Origin of the sequence: Streptosporangium oxazolinicum (assembly GCF_039537505.1) — a bacterium.
Taxonomy (GTDB): domain Bacteria; phylum Actinomycetota; class Actinomycetes; order Streptosporangiales; family Streptosporangiaceae; genus Streptosporangium; species Streptosporangium oxazolinicum.
The window spans coordinates 187,404-206,779 of sequence record NZ_BAABAQ010000013.1; the positions used below are offsets into that span (position 1 = coordinate 187,404).

The 19,376-nt window shown below is 70.5% G+C and carries 19 protein-coding genes; 8 read left to right on the top strand and 11 right to left on the bottom strand.

Annotation, left to right across the window (positions count from 1 at the left end):
• Window positions 1-175: 175 nt before the first annotated feature.
• From ABD817_RS30440 to ABD817_RS30460, 5 genes are all read right to left on the bottom strand, one after another.
• Window positions 176-1,342, bottom strand: a complete 1,167-nt coding sequence (locus ABD817_RS30440; protein WP_344921677.1) for a hypothetical protein — start codon at window positions 1,340-1,342, stop codon at window positions 176-178.
• A complete protein-coding gene (locus ABD817_RS30445; protein ID WP_344921678.1) occupies window positions 1,339-1,869 on the bottom strand; it encodes an RNA polymerase sigma factor in 531 nt (176 codons plus the stop codon). Before ABD817_RS30445 ends, ABD817_RS30440 begins: the two co-directional genes overlap by 4 nt.
• A gap of 284 nt (window positions 1,870-2,153) precedes the next feature.
• Entirely contained in the window at window positions 2,154-3,179 is a 1,026-nt protein-coding gene (locus tag ABD817_RS30450) for a Tn3 family transposase (RefSeq protein WP_344921834.1), read from the bottom strand.
• Between the two features lie 229 nt (window positions 3,180-3,408).
• A complete protein-coding gene (locus tag ABD817_RS30455; RefSeq protein WP_344921679.1) occupies window positions 3,409-3,537 on the bottom strand; it encodes an ATP-binding protein in 129 nt (42 codons plus the stop codon).
• Between the two features lie 64 nt (window positions 3,538-3,601).
• Entirely contained in the window at window positions 3,602-4,042 is a 441-nt protein-coding gene (locus ABD817_RS30460) for a MarR family winged helix-turn-helix transcriptional regulator (protein WP_344921680.1), read from the bottom strand.
• 87 nt (window positions 4,043-4,129) lie between these two features.
• On the opposite strand from ABD817_RS30460, the gene ABD817_RS30465 reads away from it, so the two are divergent.
• Both ABD817_RS30465 and ABD817_RS30470 read left to right on the top strand, forming a co-directional pair.
• On the top strand, window positions 4,130-4,543 hold the full coding sequence (locus ABD817_RS30465; protein WP_344921681.1) for a nuclear transport factor 2 family protein: 414 nt from the start codon (window positions 4,130-4,132) through the stop codon (window positions 4,541-4,543).
• A gap of 146 nt (window positions 4,544-4,689) precedes the next feature.
• A complete protein-coding gene (locus tag ABD817_RS30470; protein WP_344921682.1) occupies window positions 4,690-5,796 on the top strand; it encodes an epoxide hydrolase family protein in 1,107 nt (368 codons plus the stop codon).
• Between the two features lie 39 nt (window positions 5,797-5,835).
• On the opposite strand, the gene ABD817_RS30475 is transcribed toward ABD817_RS30470, so the two are convergent.
• Complete coding sequence (locus ABD817_RS30475; RefSeq protein ID WP_344921683.1) at window positions 5,836-6,432, bottom strand: helix-turn-helix domain-containing protein; 597 nt, start codon at window positions 6,430-6,432, stop codon at window positions 5,836-5,838.
• A gap of 166 nt (window positions 6,433-6,598) precedes the next feature.
• Between ABD817_RS30475 and ABD817_RS30480 the strand changes: the two genes are divergently transcribed.
• Window positions 6,599-7,315 carry a class I SAM-dependent methyltransferase gene (locus ABD817_RS30480; RefSeq protein WP_344921684.1) on the top strand — a complete coding sequence of 239 codons (717 nt, stop codon included), beginning with the start codon at window positions 6,599-6,601 and terminating at the stop codon, window positions 7,313-7,315.
• Window positions 7,316-7,519: 204 nt separating this feature from the next.
• On the opposite strand, the gene ABD817_RS30485 is transcribed toward ABD817_RS30480, so the two are convergent.
• The 4 genes from ABD817_RS30485 to ABD817_RS30500 form a co-directional block, all read right to left on the bottom strand.
• Entirely contained in the window at window positions 7,520-8,050 is a 531-nt protein-coding gene (locus ABD817_RS30485; RefSeq protein WP_344921685.1) for an MFS transporter, read from the bottom strand.
• A 9-nt stretch (window positions 8,051-8,059) separates the two neighbouring features.
• Window positions 8,060-8,680 (bottom strand): MFS transporter, encoded by a 621-nt coding sequence (locus ABD817_RS30490; protein ID WP_344921686.1) that lies wholly within the window; start codon window positions 8,678-8,680, stop codon window positions 8,060-8,062.
• Window positions 8,681-8,744: 64 nt separating this feature from the next.
• Window positions 8,745-9,518 carry an SDR family NAD(P)-dependent oxidoreductase gene (locus ABD817_RS30495; protein WP_344921687.1) on the bottom strand — a complete coding sequence of 258 codons (774 nt, stop codon included), beginning with the start codon at window positions 9,516-9,518 and terminating at the stop codon, window positions 8,745-8,747.
• 14 nt (window positions 9,519-9,532) lie between these two features.
• Window positions 9,533-10,012: a MarR family winged helix-turn-helix transcriptional regulator gene (locus tag ABD817_RS30500; RefSeq protein ID WP_344921688.1), complete on the bottom strand. Its 480-nt coding sequence runs from the start codon at window positions 10,010-10,012 to the stop codon at window positions 9,533-9,535.
• A gap of 91 nt (window positions 10,013-10,103) precedes the next feature.
• Between ABD817_RS30500 and ABD817_RS30505 the strand changes: the two genes are divergently transcribed.
• From ABD817_RS30505 to ABD817_RS30520, 4 genes are all read left to right on the top strand, one after another.
• Window positions 10,104-13,385, top strand: coding sequence for an efflux RND transporter permease subunit (locus ABD817_RS30505; RefSeq protein WP_344921689.1), 3,282 nt, complete (start codon window positions 10,104-10,106; stop codon window positions 13,383-13,385).
• Window positions 13,386-13,503: 118 nt separating this feature from the next.
• Window positions 13,504-14,934, top strand: coding sequence for an adenylosuccinate lyase (gene purB, locus ABD817_RS30510; RefSeq protein WP_344921690.1), 1,431 nt, complete (start codon window positions 13,504-13,506; stop codon window positions 14,932-14,934).
• On the top strand, window positions 14,931-15,710 hold the full coding sequence (locus tag ABD817_RS30515) for a GNAT family N-acetyltransferase (protein ID WP_344921691.1): 780 nt from the start codon (window positions 14,931-14,933) through the stop codon (window positions 15,708-15,710). The genes purB and ABD817_RS30515 overlap by 4 nt, the downstream gene beginning before the upstream one ends.
• A 71-nt stretch (window positions 15,711-15,781) precedes the next feature.
• Window positions 15,782-16,804, top strand: a complete 1,023-nt coding sequence (locus ABD817_RS30520; RefSeq protein ID WP_344921692.1) for a DUF4037 domain-containing protein — start codon at window positions 15,782-15,784, stop codon at window positions 16,802-16,804.
• An 8-nt stretch (window positions 16,805-16,812) separates the two neighbouring features.
• Here the strand turns inward: ABD817_RS30520 and ABD817_RS30525 are convergent, their stop codons facing one another.
• A complete protein-coding gene (locus tag ABD817_RS30525; protein ID WP_344921693.1) occupies window positions 16,813-17,118 on the bottom strand; it encodes a DUF3817 domain-containing protein in 306 nt (101 codons plus the stop codon).
• Between the two features lie 322 nt (window positions 17,119-17,440).
• Here ABD817_RS30525 and ABD817_RS30530 point away from each other — a divergent pair, with 322 nt between their 5' ends.
• Window positions 17,441-19,354 carry an ABC transporter ATP-binding protein gene (locus ABD817_RS30530; RefSeq protein ID WP_344921694.1) on the top strand — a complete coding sequence of 638 codons (1,914 nt, stop codon included), beginning with the start codon at window positions 17,441-17,443 and terminating at the stop codon, window positions 19,352-19,354.
• The last annotated feature ends 22 nt before the right edge of the window (window positions 19,355-19,376 follow it).

Consider the following 19,376-nt stretch of genomic DNA (forward strand, 5'->3'; position numbering starts at 1 on the left):
GCCCGGTGCGATGTACCGGATAACGTGCCGGAGTCGCGCAACGTCCCAGCGCGAGGTGCGCCTGGTCGCCGCGCTGCCATGATCGCTCATGTACGTGATAATAGGCCATTATCACGTACATGACTTGACGACTTCCTGTAGGCCAAGGGGTTGATCTCCGAGTGGATGTCGGGCCTCAACCGACGCAGTCCTTCCGGTTGGTCTGAGTGGAGGTGGAGCACCCCTTGGGAAGCCGGGCGGGGGTGTCGGTCCAGGCGGCTCGCTGGTAGACGAGTGCATGGTAGACGGTTCCCGCGGGCAGGCCTGCGGCCCCTTCGTGGCCCGCCGGGTCCTGCGACCAGGGCTTCATGACGACGTTCTGCAGCGCGAGTAGCCGGCCGCTGGATTCCTCCACGATGAGTTGCTGCTCGCTCTGTCCATCCTCTACAGCCTGGGTCCATCCGATGCCGATCCCTAGGCGTCCCTCGGCGTCGGGGATCCGGCCGAGGGCGCGGGTACCGGGCAGGTTCGCCACCATCCGATAGAGAGCTCCGCGGGTGCCCGCTGAGATTGGGGCGTGCTGGAGCAGGTCCAGGGAGATGCTGAGGAGCCAGGAGTCCTTCGTGGGCAGTGAGCTCCCCGCAGGCGGTGTTGGCCAGTCCTTCATGGTCTCGCTGTAGGCGGGCCAGAACGCCAGCAGGCGTTCGCGCAGCGCGTCCGACTCTTGAGGCAGATCGAGCAGCTCAGCGGCGGGAAGCGTGAGCCCTTGATCTTCGTAGGGCCAGGTGCCGGGCATGAACATGAACCTCGTGCGTCCGAGCGGAGCCGTGTCGTTCGCGCAGTCGGTGTCGTTGCCGCACAGCTTGGGTTCTCCCGCTCGCCGCCACGCCTGCTCCTCTTGTCCGGACGCCGGCACGGTGGGCAGGCCGCTTTCGGTAAGCACGGTCAGCGTCGCCGGGTCGCGCGGGGCCCACCGTCCGGTCTGGACCCGGGTCTTGATCCGGTACCGGTTGCCCGGTGCACCGATGATCTCCTCACCCAGGATCAGGCCCTCGGTGTACCAGAACCGCCCGGGCGTCTGCCGCTGCCCGGCCGCACTGCGGGCCGCCATGTCCAGCGCGTACCCGGCGGACTCGGTGGCCACCTGCCCGCTGGAGACGCCGGGGTCGAGCAGGCGGGGGACGGCCAGTACCCCGATCACGGACGCCGTGGCCAGCGACGCGGCGACCGCCCCGCCCCGCCGTGCACGGCCCCGTCGCACCGGCGGGGGCAACTCCTCCATCCGCGCCCGGTGCGCCCCAGGCAGGTCGAGGTCAGCGGGCCGGGCCGCCGCCAGCAGATCGAGCGCGTTCTTCCGCCTCACTTCTCCTCCTCCGGGACGAAAGCGGGCCGGGGGCCGGCCGCCGTCACGTTGTTCATGGCGGCCTCCAGCCGCCGGCGGGCCCGATGCAGCCGGACGAAGAACGCCGACCGCGAACTTCCCACCACCGCAGCCGCCTGCGCCGAGGTCAGCCCGTGCCACGAGACCAAGGTCAGCACCTCTTTGTCAGCGTCGCTCAACGTGGACAGGGCTTTCATCGCGGTGGCCTGCTCGACCACCTGGTCGGCCACGTCCCCCTCCAGTTCCTCGGTCCAGCCGCGTAGTGCCTCATCCAGCGCCGCCCGCCGAAGCTCGTCGCGATAGAGATCGCGAATCACGTTGTGCGCCACACCAAGTAACCAGGGCAAGGGTGCCTTGGCCGGAATGACGTCCCGCCGTCGCCACACGACCACGAACGTCTCACTGACCACCTCCTCGGCCAGCCGACGGCCACATCTGCTCACCGCGTACGCGTACACCCGGGGGCGGTACGCATCGAACAAAGCGGCGAACTCCTCACCATTCAGCACACAGGCTCCTTTTATGACCCTTACATCAGGTAATGGTCAAAGGCAGGCCAGTCTTACAGTTGACGCGCAAGACCGTTTCCTCACGAATGTGCCGCGGGCCGTGAGCCGTCCCCACGCCGCAAGGCATTTCAGCCCAACACCGGGACACGCGGTCCCAGCAATCGTTGTCTTGGGTTGCTGGCCTCGTCTCGAGGCGAGATGATCTTTTCCTGTCATGTGAGGCACGTTGGCCGCGCTGCCCAGCATGTTCTCCCAGCGCAAGAACCCGACGCCGGGGGACCCGCTCAGGCCGCGGTGAGGTCGAGCCGGGTATCCATGTCCAGCCGGAACCGGCCGTAGGGGTTCACATGCGCCCAGAACAATGGGCTGAGCGCGCGCCGGTCTTCCTCGGTGAGCTTGCCGGCCCACTGCGGATCTCGCAGAACAGCTTGTAAGAGCTGGGTGTTGATGAACACCAATGAGGACTGCAGCAGGTGCAGGGTGAGCATGGACACCTCGGCATGCTCACGATCGGCCCCGGTCAGCACTCCGTCCCGCCCGTAGAAAATCTTGTCGTTGGCGCTGTTCCAGTTCTCCACGACCTGCAAGCCGCTGTTGATCTCCCGGCGTAGCTGTTCATCGGCGAGATAGTCGCAGGCGAAGATGGTGCGCACGACCCGGCCGAGTTCTTCCAGGGCCAGGTAGACCGGGTGCTTGGGGCCGTTGCCCTTCATGAAACGGCGCAGGACCTGCTCGGTTTCCGCTGTCCGCAGCCGCAGCGCCATCGCGTACTTGATCATCTGGTCGTAGTTGCGGGAGATGAGCTCCCAGTCGATCGGCCGCTTCTTGAGAATCTTGTCCACCTTCGGCCACGCGGCCGGGGCGGCGTCGGGGCTGTACAGCTCGATCGCGCCGATGTTCTTCATCCGGGGCAGCAGCTTGAAGCCCAGCAGCTCGGTGAAGGCGAACCCGACCGTGGTGGCGCCGTGGGTGTCGGTGTAGTTCGCCTTCACCTCGGCGTTGGTGCAGTGCCGTAGCAGGCCCTCGATCATCGCCGCGACCTCGGAGGAGGAGCATGACTTGAGCTGGGAGTAGATGCACAGGCGGCCCTTGTCGACGTGCCAGTAGATCATCACGCCGTGACCGCCGTTGTGGGCGTGGAACTCGGTCATCAGATTGGAGTCCCAGGAGGCGAACCGCTTGGAGTCCGAGGCGGTGCTGGTCGCCTCGCCCCACCACGTGGGGTCGCGGGCCTCCAGGGTGGCGTTGACCACCGCGACGATCGCCGCCCGCAGGTTCTGGCGGGTGACGACGGGGTTACCGGAAGGTATGCACTACTTGGGATCGCTACGTACTGAAACTGATAGCTAACTCTTCGCATATCACCCGAGTGGTTCGCAGGACCGGGGTGGCGGCTCGCCGTAGCTATAGGAGGTCCAGGCCGACACCGGGGCCGCCCGGGTCCGGGCCGGTGTCATTCGGTCGTGTGCGCGTGGACGGCGGCGGCCAACTCCTCGTGCACCTGCGGCGGCAGCGTGTGGCCCATGCCCGCCACGATCATCAGTCGAGCAGGGCGGTCTTGCCCGCGCCCGCCTCGCCCCGCACCACCACCGCGCCGCCGGAGCCGTCGCGAGCCCGCGCGATCACCTCGTCGAGTGCGCTGATTTCCGCGGATCTGCCATAGAGCACGAGCACCCACTGTAGGAGAGCGTCACGCCGCCTCGTCCACCGGCGGAAGTCGTCAAAGGGGGGCTCACCCCCGTTGGTGGTGCGTGAGCAGCAGGGTGAGCAGGCGGGTCAAGGTCTGCCTGTCCTCGGCCGCAAGCGGTCCGAGCAGGTCGTCCTGCACCTTGTCGAGCACCCGCTCCATGCGGTGCAGCTGCCGATCACCCGCGGCGGTGAGGGTCACCATGTTGCGCCTTCGGTCATCCGGGTCCGGTGTCCGCTCGACGAGACCCCGCTCGGCCAGTTCGTTGATCGTCGCCACGACGTCGCTGCGGTCCATGTTGCACCGGCGGCCGAGCGCGGCCTGGCTGGCGCCTCCGAACTCGTCCAGCACGGCCAGGATGCGGTAGTGGTACCCGCGCGCGCCCACCTCGCCGAAGCCGTCGGAGGCCAGCCGGTGGGCGTGCACCGCCAGCTGGGTGAGCAGCCAGCTTGGTTTCGCGGTCAGGCGTGCGGGTGTCTCTTCCACGACAGCAACTCTACATTGTTGGCGCAGCCAACGAATCTGCATATAGTGGGTACTGCCAATGTTGGAGACGCCAACGAAAAGGATGTCATGTCCACGCATGCTCTGATCGCCGACCGTATCGAGATCGCCGACCTGTTCACCCGCTTCGCGCGCCTGCTCGACGAGGAGCGGTGGGAGGAGGCCGGCACCGTCTTCACCGGCGACGTGGCGGTGCGCTCGCCACGCGCCGGCGAACTCCTCGGCATCGACGAGGTCGTCGCCTACCTGCGGCAGCCCGAGACCGAGGGGCGGCACACCCAGCACACGACCACCGACCTGCTGGTGGACCTCGACGGCGACCAGGCGGCCGCCTCGGCGAACTCCCTCGTGTACTACTACCGCGACGGCCAGGCCCCCTACTTCACCGGCGGCCTGCGGCTGACCTCCACCGCGGTACGCACACCGGCGGGCTGGCGACTTCGCGAGATGCGGATCACGCCCGCCTGGACACGCGAGAACTGACCGCCTTCCACGAGAGCGCCTTCCACGAGAGCGCGGACACCCGCGCGGGAGCGGCCCGCACCACCCGCACCGAACCTCATCAACCTCATCGACCCCGGCTCGTCCGAACACCCGGGCGCCGGATGGATCCCCCTGGAGTCAAGACCATGATCAAGCCGTTCCGCATCGACATCCCCCAGGCCGACCTCGACGACCTGCACGACCGGCTCTCGCGCACCCGCTGGCCCAACGAGATCGCCGACGCCGGCTGGGACTACGGCTTCCCGCTGGCGCGGCTCAAGGAACTGGCCGAATACTGGCGCACCGGCTACGACTGGCGCCGGCACGAGGCCAAGCTCAACGAGCTCGCGCACTTCACCACCGAGATCGACGGGCAGAACATCCACTTCGTCCACGTCCGGTCCTCGAAACCGGACGCGCTCGCGCTGATCCTCACCCACGGCTGGCCCGGTTCGTTCCTGGAGTTCCTCGACGTGATCGAGCCGCTGTCCCGCGACTTCCACCTGGTGATCCCGTCCATCCCCGGTTTCGGCTTCTCCGGGCCGACCCGCGAGCGCGGCTGGGATATCGTCCGGGTCGCGCGGGCCTGGGCCGAGCTGATGCGCCGTCTCGGGTACGAGCGCTACGGCGCGCAGGGGGGCGACTTCGGCTCGGGCATCTCCATGGCACTCGGCGTGGTGGCGCCCGAGCGGGTCGTCGGGGTGCACGTCAACTACCTGCCGACCCGGCCGGTCCCGGATGCCGGCATCGAGCTGTCCGAGACGGACGAGGCCCGGCTGGACAAGATCAGGCAGCTGATGGCGAACCGCCCGCCGTACCAGGCCCTGCAGGCCACCACCCCGCAGACCATCGGTTACGCGCTGACCGACTCACCGGTCGGCCAGCTGGCCTGGATCGCCGAGCGCTTCGCGCAGTGGACCGACCCTCGCTCGCAGATCGACGACGAGCGGATACTCACCGACATCTCGCTGTACTGGCTGACCGCGACCGCGGCCTCCTCGGCGCGGCTGTCGCGCGAGACCCCGCGGCGGATCGAGCCGTGCCCGGTACCGGTCGGCGTGGCGGTGTTCGCGCACGACATCACGCAGTCGGTGCGACCGCTGGCCGAGCGGCTGTACGACATCAGGCACTGGTCGGAGTTCGAGCGTGGCGGCCACTTCGCCGCGATGGAGGTGCCGGAGCTGCTCGCCGAGGACGTCCGGGACTTCTTCCTCACCCACGTCACGTACGACCAGCCGGTCACCACCGGCTAGGGGAGAGCGCCCACCGGCGAGGGCGGTCGCCGGGCTCTCTCACCCGGCCGGGGGGTGCCTCGGTGCCGCGCGGATGTGCGCGCGTTCGCCTTGTCTCCCGATGAGGCTCAGGTACTCGACGGGGCCGGCGCCGGTGGCCCCGAACCAGTGCGGGGTGCGCGTGTCGAACTCCGCGGCCTCCCCGGGCCTGAGGGTGAGGTCGTGTTCTCCCAGGACGAGGCGGAGCGTTCCGTTCAGGACGTAGACCCAGTCGTAGCCCTCGTGGGTGCGCAGGTCGGGTTCGGCGTCGTCGTCTCCGGCGGGCAGGACGAACTTGTAGGCCTGGATTCCTCCGGGCCTGCGGGTCAGCGGCAGGATGACCGAGCCGTCGCCGCAGGGGATGGGGCGCAGGTTGAGGCGGGGGTCGCCGGTCGGCGGCGCGTCGACGAGCTCGTCGAGGGTGACCCCGTAGGCGCGGGCGAGCGGGAGCAACTGCTCGAGCGTGGGACGTCGCAGGCCCGCTTCGAGCCGGGACAGGGTGCTGGTGGAGATGCCGGTCTCCCGCGCGAGGTCGGCGAGCGTGACCTCGCGGTGCAGCCGAAGGCGTTTCAACCTCGCTCCGACGGCGTCGAGAGTGCGGTCGATGGCTTCGTCCATCCCCCCATTTTGCCATTCGGCAACAACGTTTGCGCGCCTGCTTTCCCGGTCGGCACCATGAGGGGCGAACCCGCGGGTGAGCCCGGCGAAGCCGGCCGCCGACACGTGGCCCCGACGAGGTCACCGGCCACGGCGGAGCGATCATCGCGAACGAGGAGAACGACCTGTGACGCACGAATTCGACAAGGACTTCTGGGAGCGGCACTGGCGGCAGGGACGAGCCGAGGCCCCCGGATCCACGGGCGGCGACCCGCCGAACCCCTACCTCGCGCGGGAGACCGGCGGCCTGACGCCGGGCACGGCACTGGACGCGGGGTGCGGCGCCGGCGCCGAGGCGATCTGGCTCGCCTCGCGCGGCTGGCACGTCACCGCGGCCGACATCTCGGCCGAGGCTCTTGCCCGCGCCGCAGGGCTGGCGGCGGCGGGCGGGGCCCCCGAGCACCTGCGGTGGGTCGAGGCGGATCTGAGCGTCTGGAGCCCGGACACGCGGTTCGACCTGGTCATGACCCACTACGCCCACCCGGCGATGCCTCAGATGGAGTTCTACGATCGCGTCGCCGGGTGGGTGGCTCCCGGCGGCACGTTGCTCATCGTGGGACACCTGCACACCCCGGACTCCACCGATCACACCGATCACACCGATCACACCGATCACACCGGTCACACCGATCACACCGGTCACACCGGTCACACCGGTCACACCGGTCATGGGCATCATCCTCCCGCTGAGGCGTCGGCCACCTCCGCGGCCATCACCGCCCGGCTGGACGGCGGGGAGTGGGAGATCGTCACCGCCGAGGAGCGGGTGCGCACGCTCACCGGCCACGGGGACCGGGCGGCCCGTCTCCACGACGTCGTCGTACGCGCCACCCGTCGCCCGTGACCACAAGGCAGCGCCCTGTTCGTCCACGTTCTCGCGCGAGGTCCACGGCAACGGGCGCGGACGGGTCCGACGAGATGGCCGCCAGTTATAAATCTACATTGTAAAGGTGTCCGACTGGATTCAAGATCATTTACAATGGATTCAAGATCATTTACAATGGACTAAAGACTCATCACCAAAAAGCAGAGCCGCGCTGTCGGCCGGTCACGGTGTTTTCCGGGGACGCAGCGCTCCGGCGGAGGCGGCCATGAAGAGGGCGAGCAGGACGGGGATGCCCAGGGCCGCGGGCAGGCCGATGAGCTCGGCGGCGCCGCCGATGATGGCGGGGCCGGCGAGGAGGCCGGCGTAGCCGACGGTGGCGACCTGGGCGATGGCCTGTCCGGCGCGGGCGGGGTCGTGGTTGCCGGCGGCGGAGAAGACCTGGGGGACGATGGTGGACAGGCCACAGCCGAACAGGGCGAATCCGGCGAGGGCGATGGGGATCTGGCTGGTCAGCAGGGTGGTGCCGAGGCCGATGGCGGCGATGAGGCCGCAGTAGCGGACCAGGCGTACCGGTCCGAAGCGCTGGGCGAGGTGGTCTCCGGCGAAACGGCCGATGGTCATGGTGGTGGAGAAGACGGCGAATCCGGCGGCGGCGACGGCCTGGGGGGCGCCGAGGTGCTGGAAGAGGTAGACGGCGGTCCAGTCGTTGGCGGCGCCTTCTCCGACGAGGCCCGCGAAGGCGACGATTCCCATGAGGATGATTCAGCTGGTCCAGGGGGCGCGGGTGCGGTCGTGGTGGGGGGTGGGGGTCTTGGGGGGTGGGGTGGTGAGGAGGTGGCGGCGGGCGTAGGGGCAGATGAGGGCGAGGGGGAGGCCGACGGCGGTGAGGGTGGTGGCGGCGCTGAGGTCGAGCCAGGCGAAGAGGCCGCCGATGGCGGCGCCGGTGAGGCAGCCGATGCTGAACATGCCGTGGAAGGAGGACATGATGGGGCGGCCGTAGGCGCGTTCGACTTCGACGCCGTGGGCGTTCATGGAGACGTCGAGGAAGGCGTTGGTGAGGCCGAAGAGGAAGAGGGCGGCGATGAGGGTGGGCAGGGTGGTGGCGTAGCCGGGGGGGATGACGGAGAGTGCGGTGGCGATGGCGGCGGGGGTGATGAGGCGGGCGCTGCCGAGGCGGTCGGTGAGGTGGCCGGCGAAGCGCATGCCGGTGATGAGTCCGACGGCGGTGGCGAGGAGGCCGTAGCTGAGTTGGCCGTCGCTGAGGTGGAGGGTGTGTTTGACGGCGGGGATGCGGGCGGCCCAGGCGCCGGAGGCGATGCCGAGGAGGATGAAGAAGTAGGAGACGGCTTTGCGGGCGTTGGCGGGGTGCTGGGTGGTGGTCATGGGCTCCCCGGGCGTGGTGGATCCGGGGCGTATTCAATCATGGTGTCGTGGTGGGTTTTGTGGGTCAGTGGACGGAGAAGCCGCCGTCGACGCAGATGGCCTGGCCGGTGATGTAGGCGCTGGCGTTGCCGGCGAGGAGGACGGCGATGCCGGCGAAGTCGGTGGGGTGGCCGTTGCGGCCGGTCATGGTGCGGGCGGCGAGTTCTTCGACGCGGCCGGGGATGGCTTGGGCGGGTTCGGTGAGGGGGGTGAGGACGAAGCCGGGGATGATGGTGTTGGCGCAGACGCCGTGGGGGGACCAGGCTTCGGCTTGGGAGCGGGTGAGGCCGGTGATGGCGGCTTTGGAGATGCCGTAGGCGCCGCTGTCGCCGAAGGCTTTGTGGGATTGCTGGGAGCCGATGTTGATGATGCGGCCCCAGCCGCGTTGGGCCATTTGGGGGCCGAAGTGCTGGCCGAGGAGGTAGGGGGCGGTGATGTTGACGGCCATGGTTTGTTGGTAGTCGTCGGTGGTGAGTTCTGTCATGGGGTGGCGGATGTTGTTGGCGGCGCTGTTGACGAGGATGTCGATGTCGCCGAAGAGGGTGGGGGCCTCGTCGCAGAGGCGGGTGATGTCGTCGGGGTTGGCGAGGTCGGCGGTGATGGCGGCGGCGGTGATGTTGTGGTGGTGGAGTTGGGTGAGGGTTTTGGTGAGGTGGGTGGTGCGGCGGGCGACGATGATGACGGCGGCGCCGGCGTGGCCGAGGGCGTGGGCGATGGCGTGGCCGATGCCGGAGCTGCCGCCGGTGATGAGGGCGGTGCGGCCGGTGAGGGAGAAGAGGGTGTCGGTGGGTGCTGTCACAGCGACGGAACCTATCATCCCACCTTTTTGTGGGGGTTGTGGTCGCGGAGGGTGAGGGCTGCCCGTTGAAGTTTGTCGACGATGGCGCACAGGTCGCGCAGGGTGGGGGTGTCGAGGTGTCGCAGGAGGCGTCGAAACTCGGTGAGGCCGGCGTCGGTGATCTGTTCGATGAGGGTGTGGCCGGCGGGGGTGAGGTGGACGCGGCGGATGCGGCGGTCGTGGGGGTCTTCGCGGCGGGTGACGAGGCCGTGGGCGACGAGGCGGTCGACGATGCCGGTGACGGTGCCGAGGCCGACGTCGAGGTGGGTGGCGAGGTCTTGGCCCGAGGCTGAGTCCTGGTCGGAGAGGATCATGACGACTTTGAGCTGGCGCATGGTCAGGTTGGAGTCGAAGAGGGGGGATGGGGCGCTGTGCTGGGCGAGGAGCCTGCCCAGGTCGCGTTGCATGGCGCCGATCTGGTCGATCAGTTGTTCGCGGTCGTTGTTCACGCTCACCTCTCGCTTCCTGAGAAGGTTATCAGGATTGGTAAGCTTCGTTAAATATTCGTATGAGGCGAAGTGTTAGTCTGGGGCGAATCTTGTTGTGATGTCCCTCGTTGAGGAGCCCGCCCCCATGACCTCCCTGGCCAGGTTGAGCCTCGCCAACCGCAGCCTCGTCATCATGATCGCGCTGGTGTTGAGCGCGTTCGGCCTGTTCGCGATTCCCTCGCTGAAACAGCAGTTGCTGCCCTCGTTGTCGTTTCCGGGGGCGTTCGTGGCGGCCTCGTATCCGGGTGCCTCTCCCGAGATCGTCGAGGAGCAGGTGACCAAGCCGATCGAGAACAGCTTCCAGGGCCTGGAGGGGGTCTCGGAGGTGACCTCGACCTCCAGTGAGGGGATGGCGCAGGTCCAGGTGGCGTTCGAGTACGGCACCGACATCGACGCGGCGGTCGCGGAGATGCAGCAGGCGATCTCGCGGATCGAGGCACAGCTGCCGGATGCGGTCGATCCGCAGGTGTTGTCGGGCGGGACCGACGACATTCCGGTGATGCAGCTGGCGGTGGGCGACGGCGGCGATCAGCGGGTGATGGCCGAGCGGCTTGAGCGGCTGGTGGTGCCGGAGCTGCGGGGCATCGAGGGGGTGCGCGAGGCGACGGTGACGGGCACCCGCGACGAGGTGGTGACGATCACTCCGGATGTCGGGAAGCTGGCGTTGCTGGGGTTGTCGCCGACGGCGGTGGCCGAGGTGCTGCGGGCCAACGGGCAGCCGGTTCCCGCGGGCAGCGTGACCGAGGACAAGGTGTCGCTGCCGGTGCAGGTGGGGGCGCGGGTCTCGACGCTGGAGGAGCTGAAGGACCTGTATCTGACGCCCGCCGCGCCGGTGGCGCAGCAGGCGCCGCCGCAGCAGGCCCGGCAGGTGCCGGGTGGCGGCGCGGCCCAGCAGGCGCAGCAGATCCAGCAGGCGCAGGCGCAGCGTCCCGCGGCGGCTCCCAAGCCGGTGCGGCTGGGGGATGTGGCGACGGTGGAGCGGACGCTGGCCGAGGGGACGTCGCTGACGCGGACCAACGGGCAGCCGAGCCTGGGGTTGTCGGTGACGATGACGCCGGACGGCAACGCGGTGGCGATCTCGCACGCGGTGCGCGAGAAGCTTCCGCAGATGGTGCGGGCGATCGGGGACTCCTCGGAGATGACGGTGATCTTCGATCAGGCGCCGTACGTGGAGCGCTCGATCGAGGATCTGACGACCGAGGGGTTGCTGGGCCTGGCGTTCGCGGTGCTGGTCATCTTGGTCTTCCTGTTGTCGGTGCGCTCGACGCTGGTGACGGCGGCGTCGATCCCGCTGTCGGTGGTCATCGCGCTGATCGCGTTGTGGGTGGGCGACTACTCGCTGAACCTGCTGACGCTGGGGGCGCTGACGATCGCGGTGGGCCGGGTGGTCGACGACTCGATCGTGGTGTTGGAGAACATCAAGCGTCATCTGGGGTACGGGGAGGCCAAGCGCAAGGCGGTGCTGGCCGGGGTGCGTGAGGTCAGCGGCGCGGTGACGGCCTCGACGTTGACGACGGTGGCGGTGTTCCTGCCGATCGCGGTGGTGGGCGGCATGGTGGGGCAGCTGTTCGCGCCGTTCGCGATCACGGTGACGGTGGCGTTGCTGGCGTCGTTGCTGGTGTCGCTGACGGTGGTCCCGGTGCTGGCGTACTGGTTCTTGAAGGCGCCGGTGTTGTCGCCGGAGCAGGCGCGGGCGGTGCGTGAGGAGGCCGAGGCCAAGGAGCTGCGCAGCCCGCTGCAGCGGGCGTACCTGCCGGTGCTGCGGTTCGCGACGCGACGGCGGCTGGTGACGGTGCTGGTCGGTGTGGTGGTGTTCGCCGCGACGATGGGGCTGGCCGGGCGGCTGGAGACCAACTTCATCGACTCCTCGGGGCAGGACACGGTGTCGATCAGCCAGCGGATGCCGGCGGGCACCGACCTGGCGGCGACGGACGCGGCGGCCAAGCGGGTCGAGGAGGTCCTGGCGTCGCTGAAGGGTGTGCGGGACTACCAGGTGAACGTGGGCGGTGGCGGCGGCTTCCTGGGCGCGGGCGGCGGTGGCGGCGACCGGGCCTCGTACTCGGTGACGGTGGCCGAGGACACCGACAGCGCGGCGCTGCAGGAGGAGCTGCGCGGCCGGCTGGAGCGATTGCCCGTGGAGGAGGTCGGCACGGTCACGGTGGGCGGCGGCCAGGGCGGCCCCGGCGGTGGCGCGACCGACCAGCTGCAGGTGATCGTGCAGGCGCCGGATGTGACGGCGTTGCGGGCGGCGACCGAGACGGTTCGCGCGGCGATGGCGGACCTGGACGGGTTGCGGGATGTGACTTCGAACCTGGAGGCCGGCGCCGAGCGGGTCGAGGTGCGGGTGGATCGGGAGAAGGCGGCGGCCAGGGGGCTGAGCGAGACGCAGATCGGGCAGCTGGTGGCGCAGCAGTTCCGGGGGGCGCCGCTGGGTGAGCTGACGCTGGACGGCCGGGCCGGCGCGGTGGTCCTGCGGACCGCGGACGCGCCCGAGGACGTCAAGGCGGTGGGGGCGCTGAAGCTGCCGACGGCGACGGGCACGGTGAAGCTGTCGCAGGTGGCGCGGGTGTCGAAGGTGGACGGTCCCACGCAGGTGACGCGGATCGACGGTGAGCGCAGCGCGACGGTGTCGGGGACGGCGACCGGCAGTGACCTGGGCAGCATGACGACGGAGCTGACGTCGAAGCTGGAGACGTTGACGTTGCCGGCCGGGGCGAGTTTCGCGGTGGGCGGGGTGAGCGCGGACCAGGCCGAGGCGTTCGGGCAGCTGGGGCTGGCGATGCTGGCGGCGATCGCGATCGTCTTCATGATCATGGTGGCGGCGTTCCGGAGTTTCGTGCAGCCGCTGATCCTGCTGGTGTCGGTGCCGTTCGCGGCGACCGGCGCGATCGGGTTGTTGCTGGCGACGGGCACGCCGATGGGGGTTCCGGCCCTGATCGGCATGCTGATGCTGATCGGCATCGTGGTGACCAACGCGATCGTGCTGATCGACCTGATCAACCAGTACCGCGAGCAGGGCATGGGCGTGGTGGAGGCGGTGATCGAGGGCGGCCGGCGCAGGTTGCGGCCGATCCTGATGACCGCGGTGGCGACGATCTTCGCGTTGATCCCGATGGCGCTGGGGCTGACCGGCTCGGGCGGGTTCATCTCCCAGCCGCTGGCGATCGTGGTGATCGGCGGGTTGCTGTCGTCGACGCTGCTGACGCTGGTGTTGGTGCCGACCCTGTATGTGATGGTGGAGCGGCTCAAGGAGCGGCTGCGCCGCACCCCCAAGGACGGCGGTGAGCGGCCGCCGCTGAAGGTCTACGACAAGGACGAGCTGGCGCCGACGGCCCGGTAGACCCCCGGAGGGGGAGGGCCGGTCGCCCGCGTGGCGGCCGGCCCTTCCCGTCCCCCCTGGCCAGGGCGGGTCGGGGCGGGTCGGGGCGGGTCGGGGCGGCGGAATATACTGCGGCACCGTGACTGCCAAGCCGCGTATCCCCAATGTCCTTGCCGCCCGCTACGCCTCCGCGCCGCTGGCGCGCCTGTGGTCTCCTGAGTACAAGGTGGTGGCCGAGCGGCGCCTGTGGCTGGCCGTGCTGGCCGCGCAGGCACGGCTGGGGGTGGCGGTCGCCCCCGGGGCGCTGGAGGACTACGAGAAGGTGGTCGAGCGGGTCGACCTGGAGTCGATCGCCGCCCGCGAGCGGGTCACCCGCCACGACGTCAAGGCCCGCATCGAGGAGTTCAACGCGCTGGCCGGCCACGAGCAGGTGCACAAGGGCATGACGTCGCGGGATCTGACCGAGAACGTCGAGCAGCTGCAGATCCGCGACAGCCTGGTGCTGGCGCGTGAGCGGTGCGTGGCGCTGCTGGCCGCGCTGGCACACCTGGCGACGCGGCACTCGCGGCTGGTGATGGCCGGGCGGTCGCACAACGTGGCCGCGCAGTCGACGACGCTGGGCAAGCGGTTCGCCTCGGCCGCCGACGAACTGCTGGTGGCGTTCGACCGGCTGGAGGAGCTGATCGAACGCTACCCGCTGCGCGGCCTCAAGGGGCCGGTCGGCACCGCCCAGGACATGCTGGACCTGCTGGGCGGCGACGCGGCCAAGCTGGCGGCGCTGGAGGAGGAGGTGGCCACCCACCTGGGGTTCGCCCACCGGCTGACCAGCGTGGGCCAGGTGTATCCGCGCTCCCTGGACTACGAGGTGGTCACCGCGCTGGTGCAGCTGGCCGCGGCCCCCTCCTCGCTGGCCAAGACGATCCGGCTGATGGCCGGGCACGAGCTGGTCACCGAGGGATTCGCCGAGGGCCAGGTCGGCTCCTCGGCGATGCCGCACAAGATGAACACCCGCTCGTGCGAGCGGGTCAACGGGCTCGCGGTCATCATGCGGGGGTACGCCTCGATGACCGGGGAGCTGGCCGGTGACCAGTGGAACGAGGGGGACGTGTCGTGCTCGGTGGTGCGCCGGGTGGCGCTGCCGGACGCGTTCTTCGCGTTCGACGGGCTGATGGAGACCATGCTGACGGTGCTGGAGGAGTTCGGCGCCTTCCCCGCGGTGATCGCCGCCGAGCTGGAGCGCTACCTGCCGTTCCTGGCGACGACGAAGATGCTGATGGCCGCGGTACGCGCCGGGGTGGGCCGCGAGAGCGCCCATGAGCTGATCAAGGAACACGCGGTGGCGTCGGCGCTGGCGATGCGCGAGGGGTCGGCCGGCAACGAGCTGATCGCCCGCCTGGGGGCCGACGAGCGTTTCCCGCTGGACGCAACGCAGCTGCGGGCCCTGCTGGGCGAGCCGATCTCCTTCACCGGCGCGGCCTCGGCCCAGGTGGAGGCGGTCGTGACGCGGGTGGAGGCGGTCGTGGCCCGCTACCCGCGGGCGGCCGCCTACCGGCCGGGCGCGATCCTGTGAACGACGCGCCGGTGCGGCTGGGCGACGCCGCCGAGGTGGCGGCCGCCTGCTCGGGTGACGCGCTCGTGCTGTGGGGCGCTCAGGCGATGGGCCCCGGGGTGCGGGCGTGGGCGCTGGGGGAGGCGGTGGCGGTGGCCTGCCCCGACCTCAACCGCCGAGATCGCCTCACGGTGTACGGCGAGCCCGGGGCGGTGAGCGCCCTGGTGGAGCGGGCGTGGGCCGAGGTCGGCCCGTCCTACCGGGTGACGGGGACACGGGCACTGGTGGAGGAAGTGGTCGCCCGGACCCCGCGGATGCGGATGCGGGTGCTGGGCTCGTTCGAATGGATGGACACCCCGGCCGGCGCGCTCAGCGCCGACCTCCCCGGCCACGCGGACCCGGGCCCGGGGCGGGTGGGGTGGCTGGACGCCGCCGAGGAGGAGCAGGTGAGTGCCCTGCTGGCGCGGGCGGCCCCCTCGGCCTGGGCGGTGCCGGGCGTGGCGGGGGTACGGCGCTGGGCCGGGGTACGCGACGACGACGGCCGGCTGGTGGCGGTGGCCGCCGACGCCTGGTCCTGCCCGCCGGTGGGATTCCTCGCCGGTGTCGGCGTCGCCCCGGCCTCGCGCGGCCGCGGGTACGGCGAGCGGGTGTGCCGGTTCGTGCTGGGGGAGCTGGCGGCCGTCCACGAGCGGGTCGCGCTGATGGTCGACACCGGCAACCACGCGGCCATCGCCCTGTACGAACGGCTGGGGCTGCGCGGGCGCCCGCTGGCCGCCGCGGCCCCGGACGGCGCCTGAAACCCCGCCCGGGAAAGGGGCGGGGGGAAAACCTGGTGCGGGCCGCGGACGCGGCAGGCAAAGTGGACGAAATGATGTCCAGTTTCGTACCTGGCCTGGAGCTTTCCCGTGCTTTCTACGCCCAGGTCGTGCGGCCGATCGTGGCCGGCGTGCCGCACAGTGCCGCGCTGATCGGTGCCGGGTCGGAGGTGCTGGCGTTCGACACCGAACGCTCCACCGACCACGACTGGGGGCCCAGAGTGGTGGTGTTCGTGGCGGCGCACCATACCGAACAGGTCCGGCGCGCCGTCGCCGAGCACCTGCCCGACGACTTCGGCGGCTACCGCACCGCCGTGACCGGACAGCGCCACGGGGTGGAGGTGAGCGATCCGGCGGCCTGGTTCACCGGGCGGCTCGGATTCGACCCGCTGCGCGGGGTGAGCGTGCTGGACTGGCTGTCGACCCCCTGGCAACGGCTGGCCGAGGTCACCAGCGGGGAGGTCTTCCACGACGGCCTACAGGCCCTGGAGCCGGCCCGCGCCGCACTGCGCTGGTATCCCCCCGACCTGGAACGCTACGTGCTGGCCGGCCAATGGCGGCGCCTGGCCCAGCAGGAGGCCTTCCCCGGCCGGTGCGGGGAGGTCGGCGACGACCTGGGCTCGGCGCTGATCACCGCGAGCCTGGCGCGGGAGCTGATGCGGCTGGTGATCCTGATGCGCCGCCGCTACCCGCCCTACGCCAAGTGGCTGGGCAGCGCTTTTACCCGCCTGCCGGGGACGGCGGAGCTGGGGGACGCGTTGTCGGCGGCGGTGGCGGCCACCGGGTGGCGTGAGCGCGAGCAGCACCTGGGGGTGGTGTACCGGCGGGTGGCGGCCCTGCACAACCGGACGGGGGCCGCTCCGGCACTGGAGGGGAGCCTGCGGCCCTACCATCGGCGGCCCTTCCAGGTCATCGACGCCGCCCGGTTCGCCGACGCCCTCGGCGGCGCCGTCACCGACGCCCGCGTACGGGCACTGCCCGCCCTCGGCTCGATCGACCAGTTCGGCGACGGCGCCGAACTGCTCACCGATCCACGGCGCTGCCGGGCCCTGACCCGCGCCGTCCTGGAGCTCTAGCGGTGGGCTCAGGCGGTGACCGGCTCGCGGTGGCGGGCCATCACACGCCGCTCGAACCACAAGGTGGCCAGCGGCGGCACCGAACACACCAGGCCGACGACGATCGTGGCCCGGCTCCAGCGCGCCTGACGGGCCGCGTACAGCACCGCGGCCAGATAGAGGACGAACAGGGCGCCGTGCACCGGGCCGAAGATCTTCACACCGAGGTCGCCGGTGGCCGCGACGTACTTGAAGTACATGCCGATGAGCAGTCCCGCCCACGAGCACGCTTCGGCGATCGCCACGTAACGAAACAGGCGGAGTGCGGTCGGCACGGCGAATACACCTTTCCAAAGGGGGAGACGCCCGGAGGACGAGGCGTCCAGGCGAGGGGAAACGGCCTCCAGCCTAGGGGGACAGGGCGCCGCCCGCCCCGCCGGGCCCGGCCCCCGCCAAGACGGGCCGCGCGAAGGACATGCGGGGGAGCACCCGGGGGGTGCGGGAAGAACGGCCGCCCTTGACCTGAAGTTAACCTCAGCTTCTAGGGTCGTGCTGTGACACCGCCACACCCCCTTCCCCCGCCCGCCAGCCGGCGGGCACCGATGACCCCCCGGTGATGACGAGCGATGACGAGCACAGAAAACGTGGTGACGTGTGATGAGCATGGAAATGGCGGCCTGGCATTCGCTGTACAGCGCGATGCACGCCCAAGACGACCGGCGGCCCTTCTCGGCGGCCACACTGCGGCGCATCGCCGCCTTCGCCCGCCCGCACCGCCCCCTACTGGTGTGGTTCCTGCTGCTGAGCGTGGTGTCGGCGGTGCTGGCGGTGGCCACCCCGGTGCTGGCCGGGCAGGTGGTCGACGCCATCGTCGGCGGCGCCGCGGGCGCCACCGTGGTCAGGCTGGCCGCCCTGATCGCGGTGATCGCCCTGGCCGAGGCGGCCCTCGGCCTGGTGACCCGGTGGATGTCGGCGAGCATCGGCGAGGGGCTGATCCTGCAACTACGCGGCGCCGTCTTCGACCACGTGCAGCGCATGCCCATCGCCTTCTTCACCCGCACCCGCACCGGCGCACTGGTCAGCCGGTTGAACAACGACGTCATCGGCGCCCAGCGGGCCTTCAGCGACACCCTCTCAGGGGTGGCGGGCAACCTGGTGACCCTCACCTTGACCCTGGTGGTGATGGTCGGCATCTCCTGGCAGCTGACCGCGCTGGCGCTGGTACTGCTGCCGGTGTTCGTCCTGCCCGCCCGCCGCGTCGGCAGACGGCTGGCCCGGATGGAACGCGAGGCCGCCGACCACAACGCGGCGATGAGCACCCAGATGACCGAACGCTTCTCCGCACCCGGCGCCACCCTCGTCAAACTGTTCGGCCGCCCTGCCCAGGAGTCGGCCGAGTTCCTGGAGCGGGCCCGGCGGGTCCGTGACATCGGGGTACGCACCGCGATGGTGCAGTCGGTGTTCGTCACCGCCCTCACCCTGGTCTCGGCACTGGCCCTGGCCCTGGTCTACGGGCTCGGCGGCCTCTACGCGCTGAGCGGGCGACTGGAGCCGGGCGCCCTGGTGGCACTGGCGCTGCTGCTGACCCGCCTGTACGCGCCACTGACGGCACTGGCCGGGGCGCGGGTGGAGGTGATGAGCGCCCTGGTCAGCTTCGAGCGGGTCTTCGAGATCCTCGACCTGCGGCCACTGATCACCGACAGGCCCGACGCCCGGCCGGTCCCCGACGGGCCGGTGACGGTGGAGTTCGACCACGTCGGCTTCGCCTACCCCTCGGCCGAGAAGGTGTCACTGGCCTCCCTGGAGGAGGTCGCCACCCTCGACACCCGCGGCGGCACGACGGTACTGCACGAGGTGTCCTTCCGCGCCGACGCCGGGCAGATGATCGCACTGGTGGGCTCCTCAGGAGCGGGCAAGTCGACGATCGCGCAACTGCTGGCACGCCTGTACGACGTCGACGACGGCGCGGTACGGCTGTCGGGGGTGGACGTCCGCGACCTGTCGGCGGCCTCGATCCGCCAGACGCTGGGCGTGGTCACCCAGGACGGGCATCTGTTTCACGACTCGATCCGCGCCAACCTGCTGCTGGCCCGCCCGGAGGCCGACACCGAGGAACTGTGGCAGGTGCTGCGCCGGGCCCGGCTCGCCGACCTGGTCTCGGCGCTGCCCGACGGGCTGGACACCGTGGTCGGCGAACGCGGCTACCGGCTCTCGGGCGGGGAACGCCAGCGGCTGACCATCGCCCGGCTGCTGCTGGCCCGCCCCCGGGTGGTGGTGCTGGACGAGGCCACCGCGCACCTGGACTCCACCTCCGAGGCCGCGGTCCAGGAGGCACTGGCCGAGGCACTGACCGGGCGGACCGCGCTGGTCATCGCCCACCGGCTGTCGACGGTCCGCGCCGCCGACCTGATCCTGGTGGTCGAGGACGGGCGGATCGCCGAACGGGGCACGCACACCGCGCTCCTGGCCGCGGGCGGCCGCTACGCGCAGCTGTATCGCACCCAGTTCGACCAGCGCCCCACCAACGCGGCCACCGCCCCCGAGGAGGAGGTCACCGTGGCCGCCGGCTGAACGCCCGCCCCGCTCCGCCACT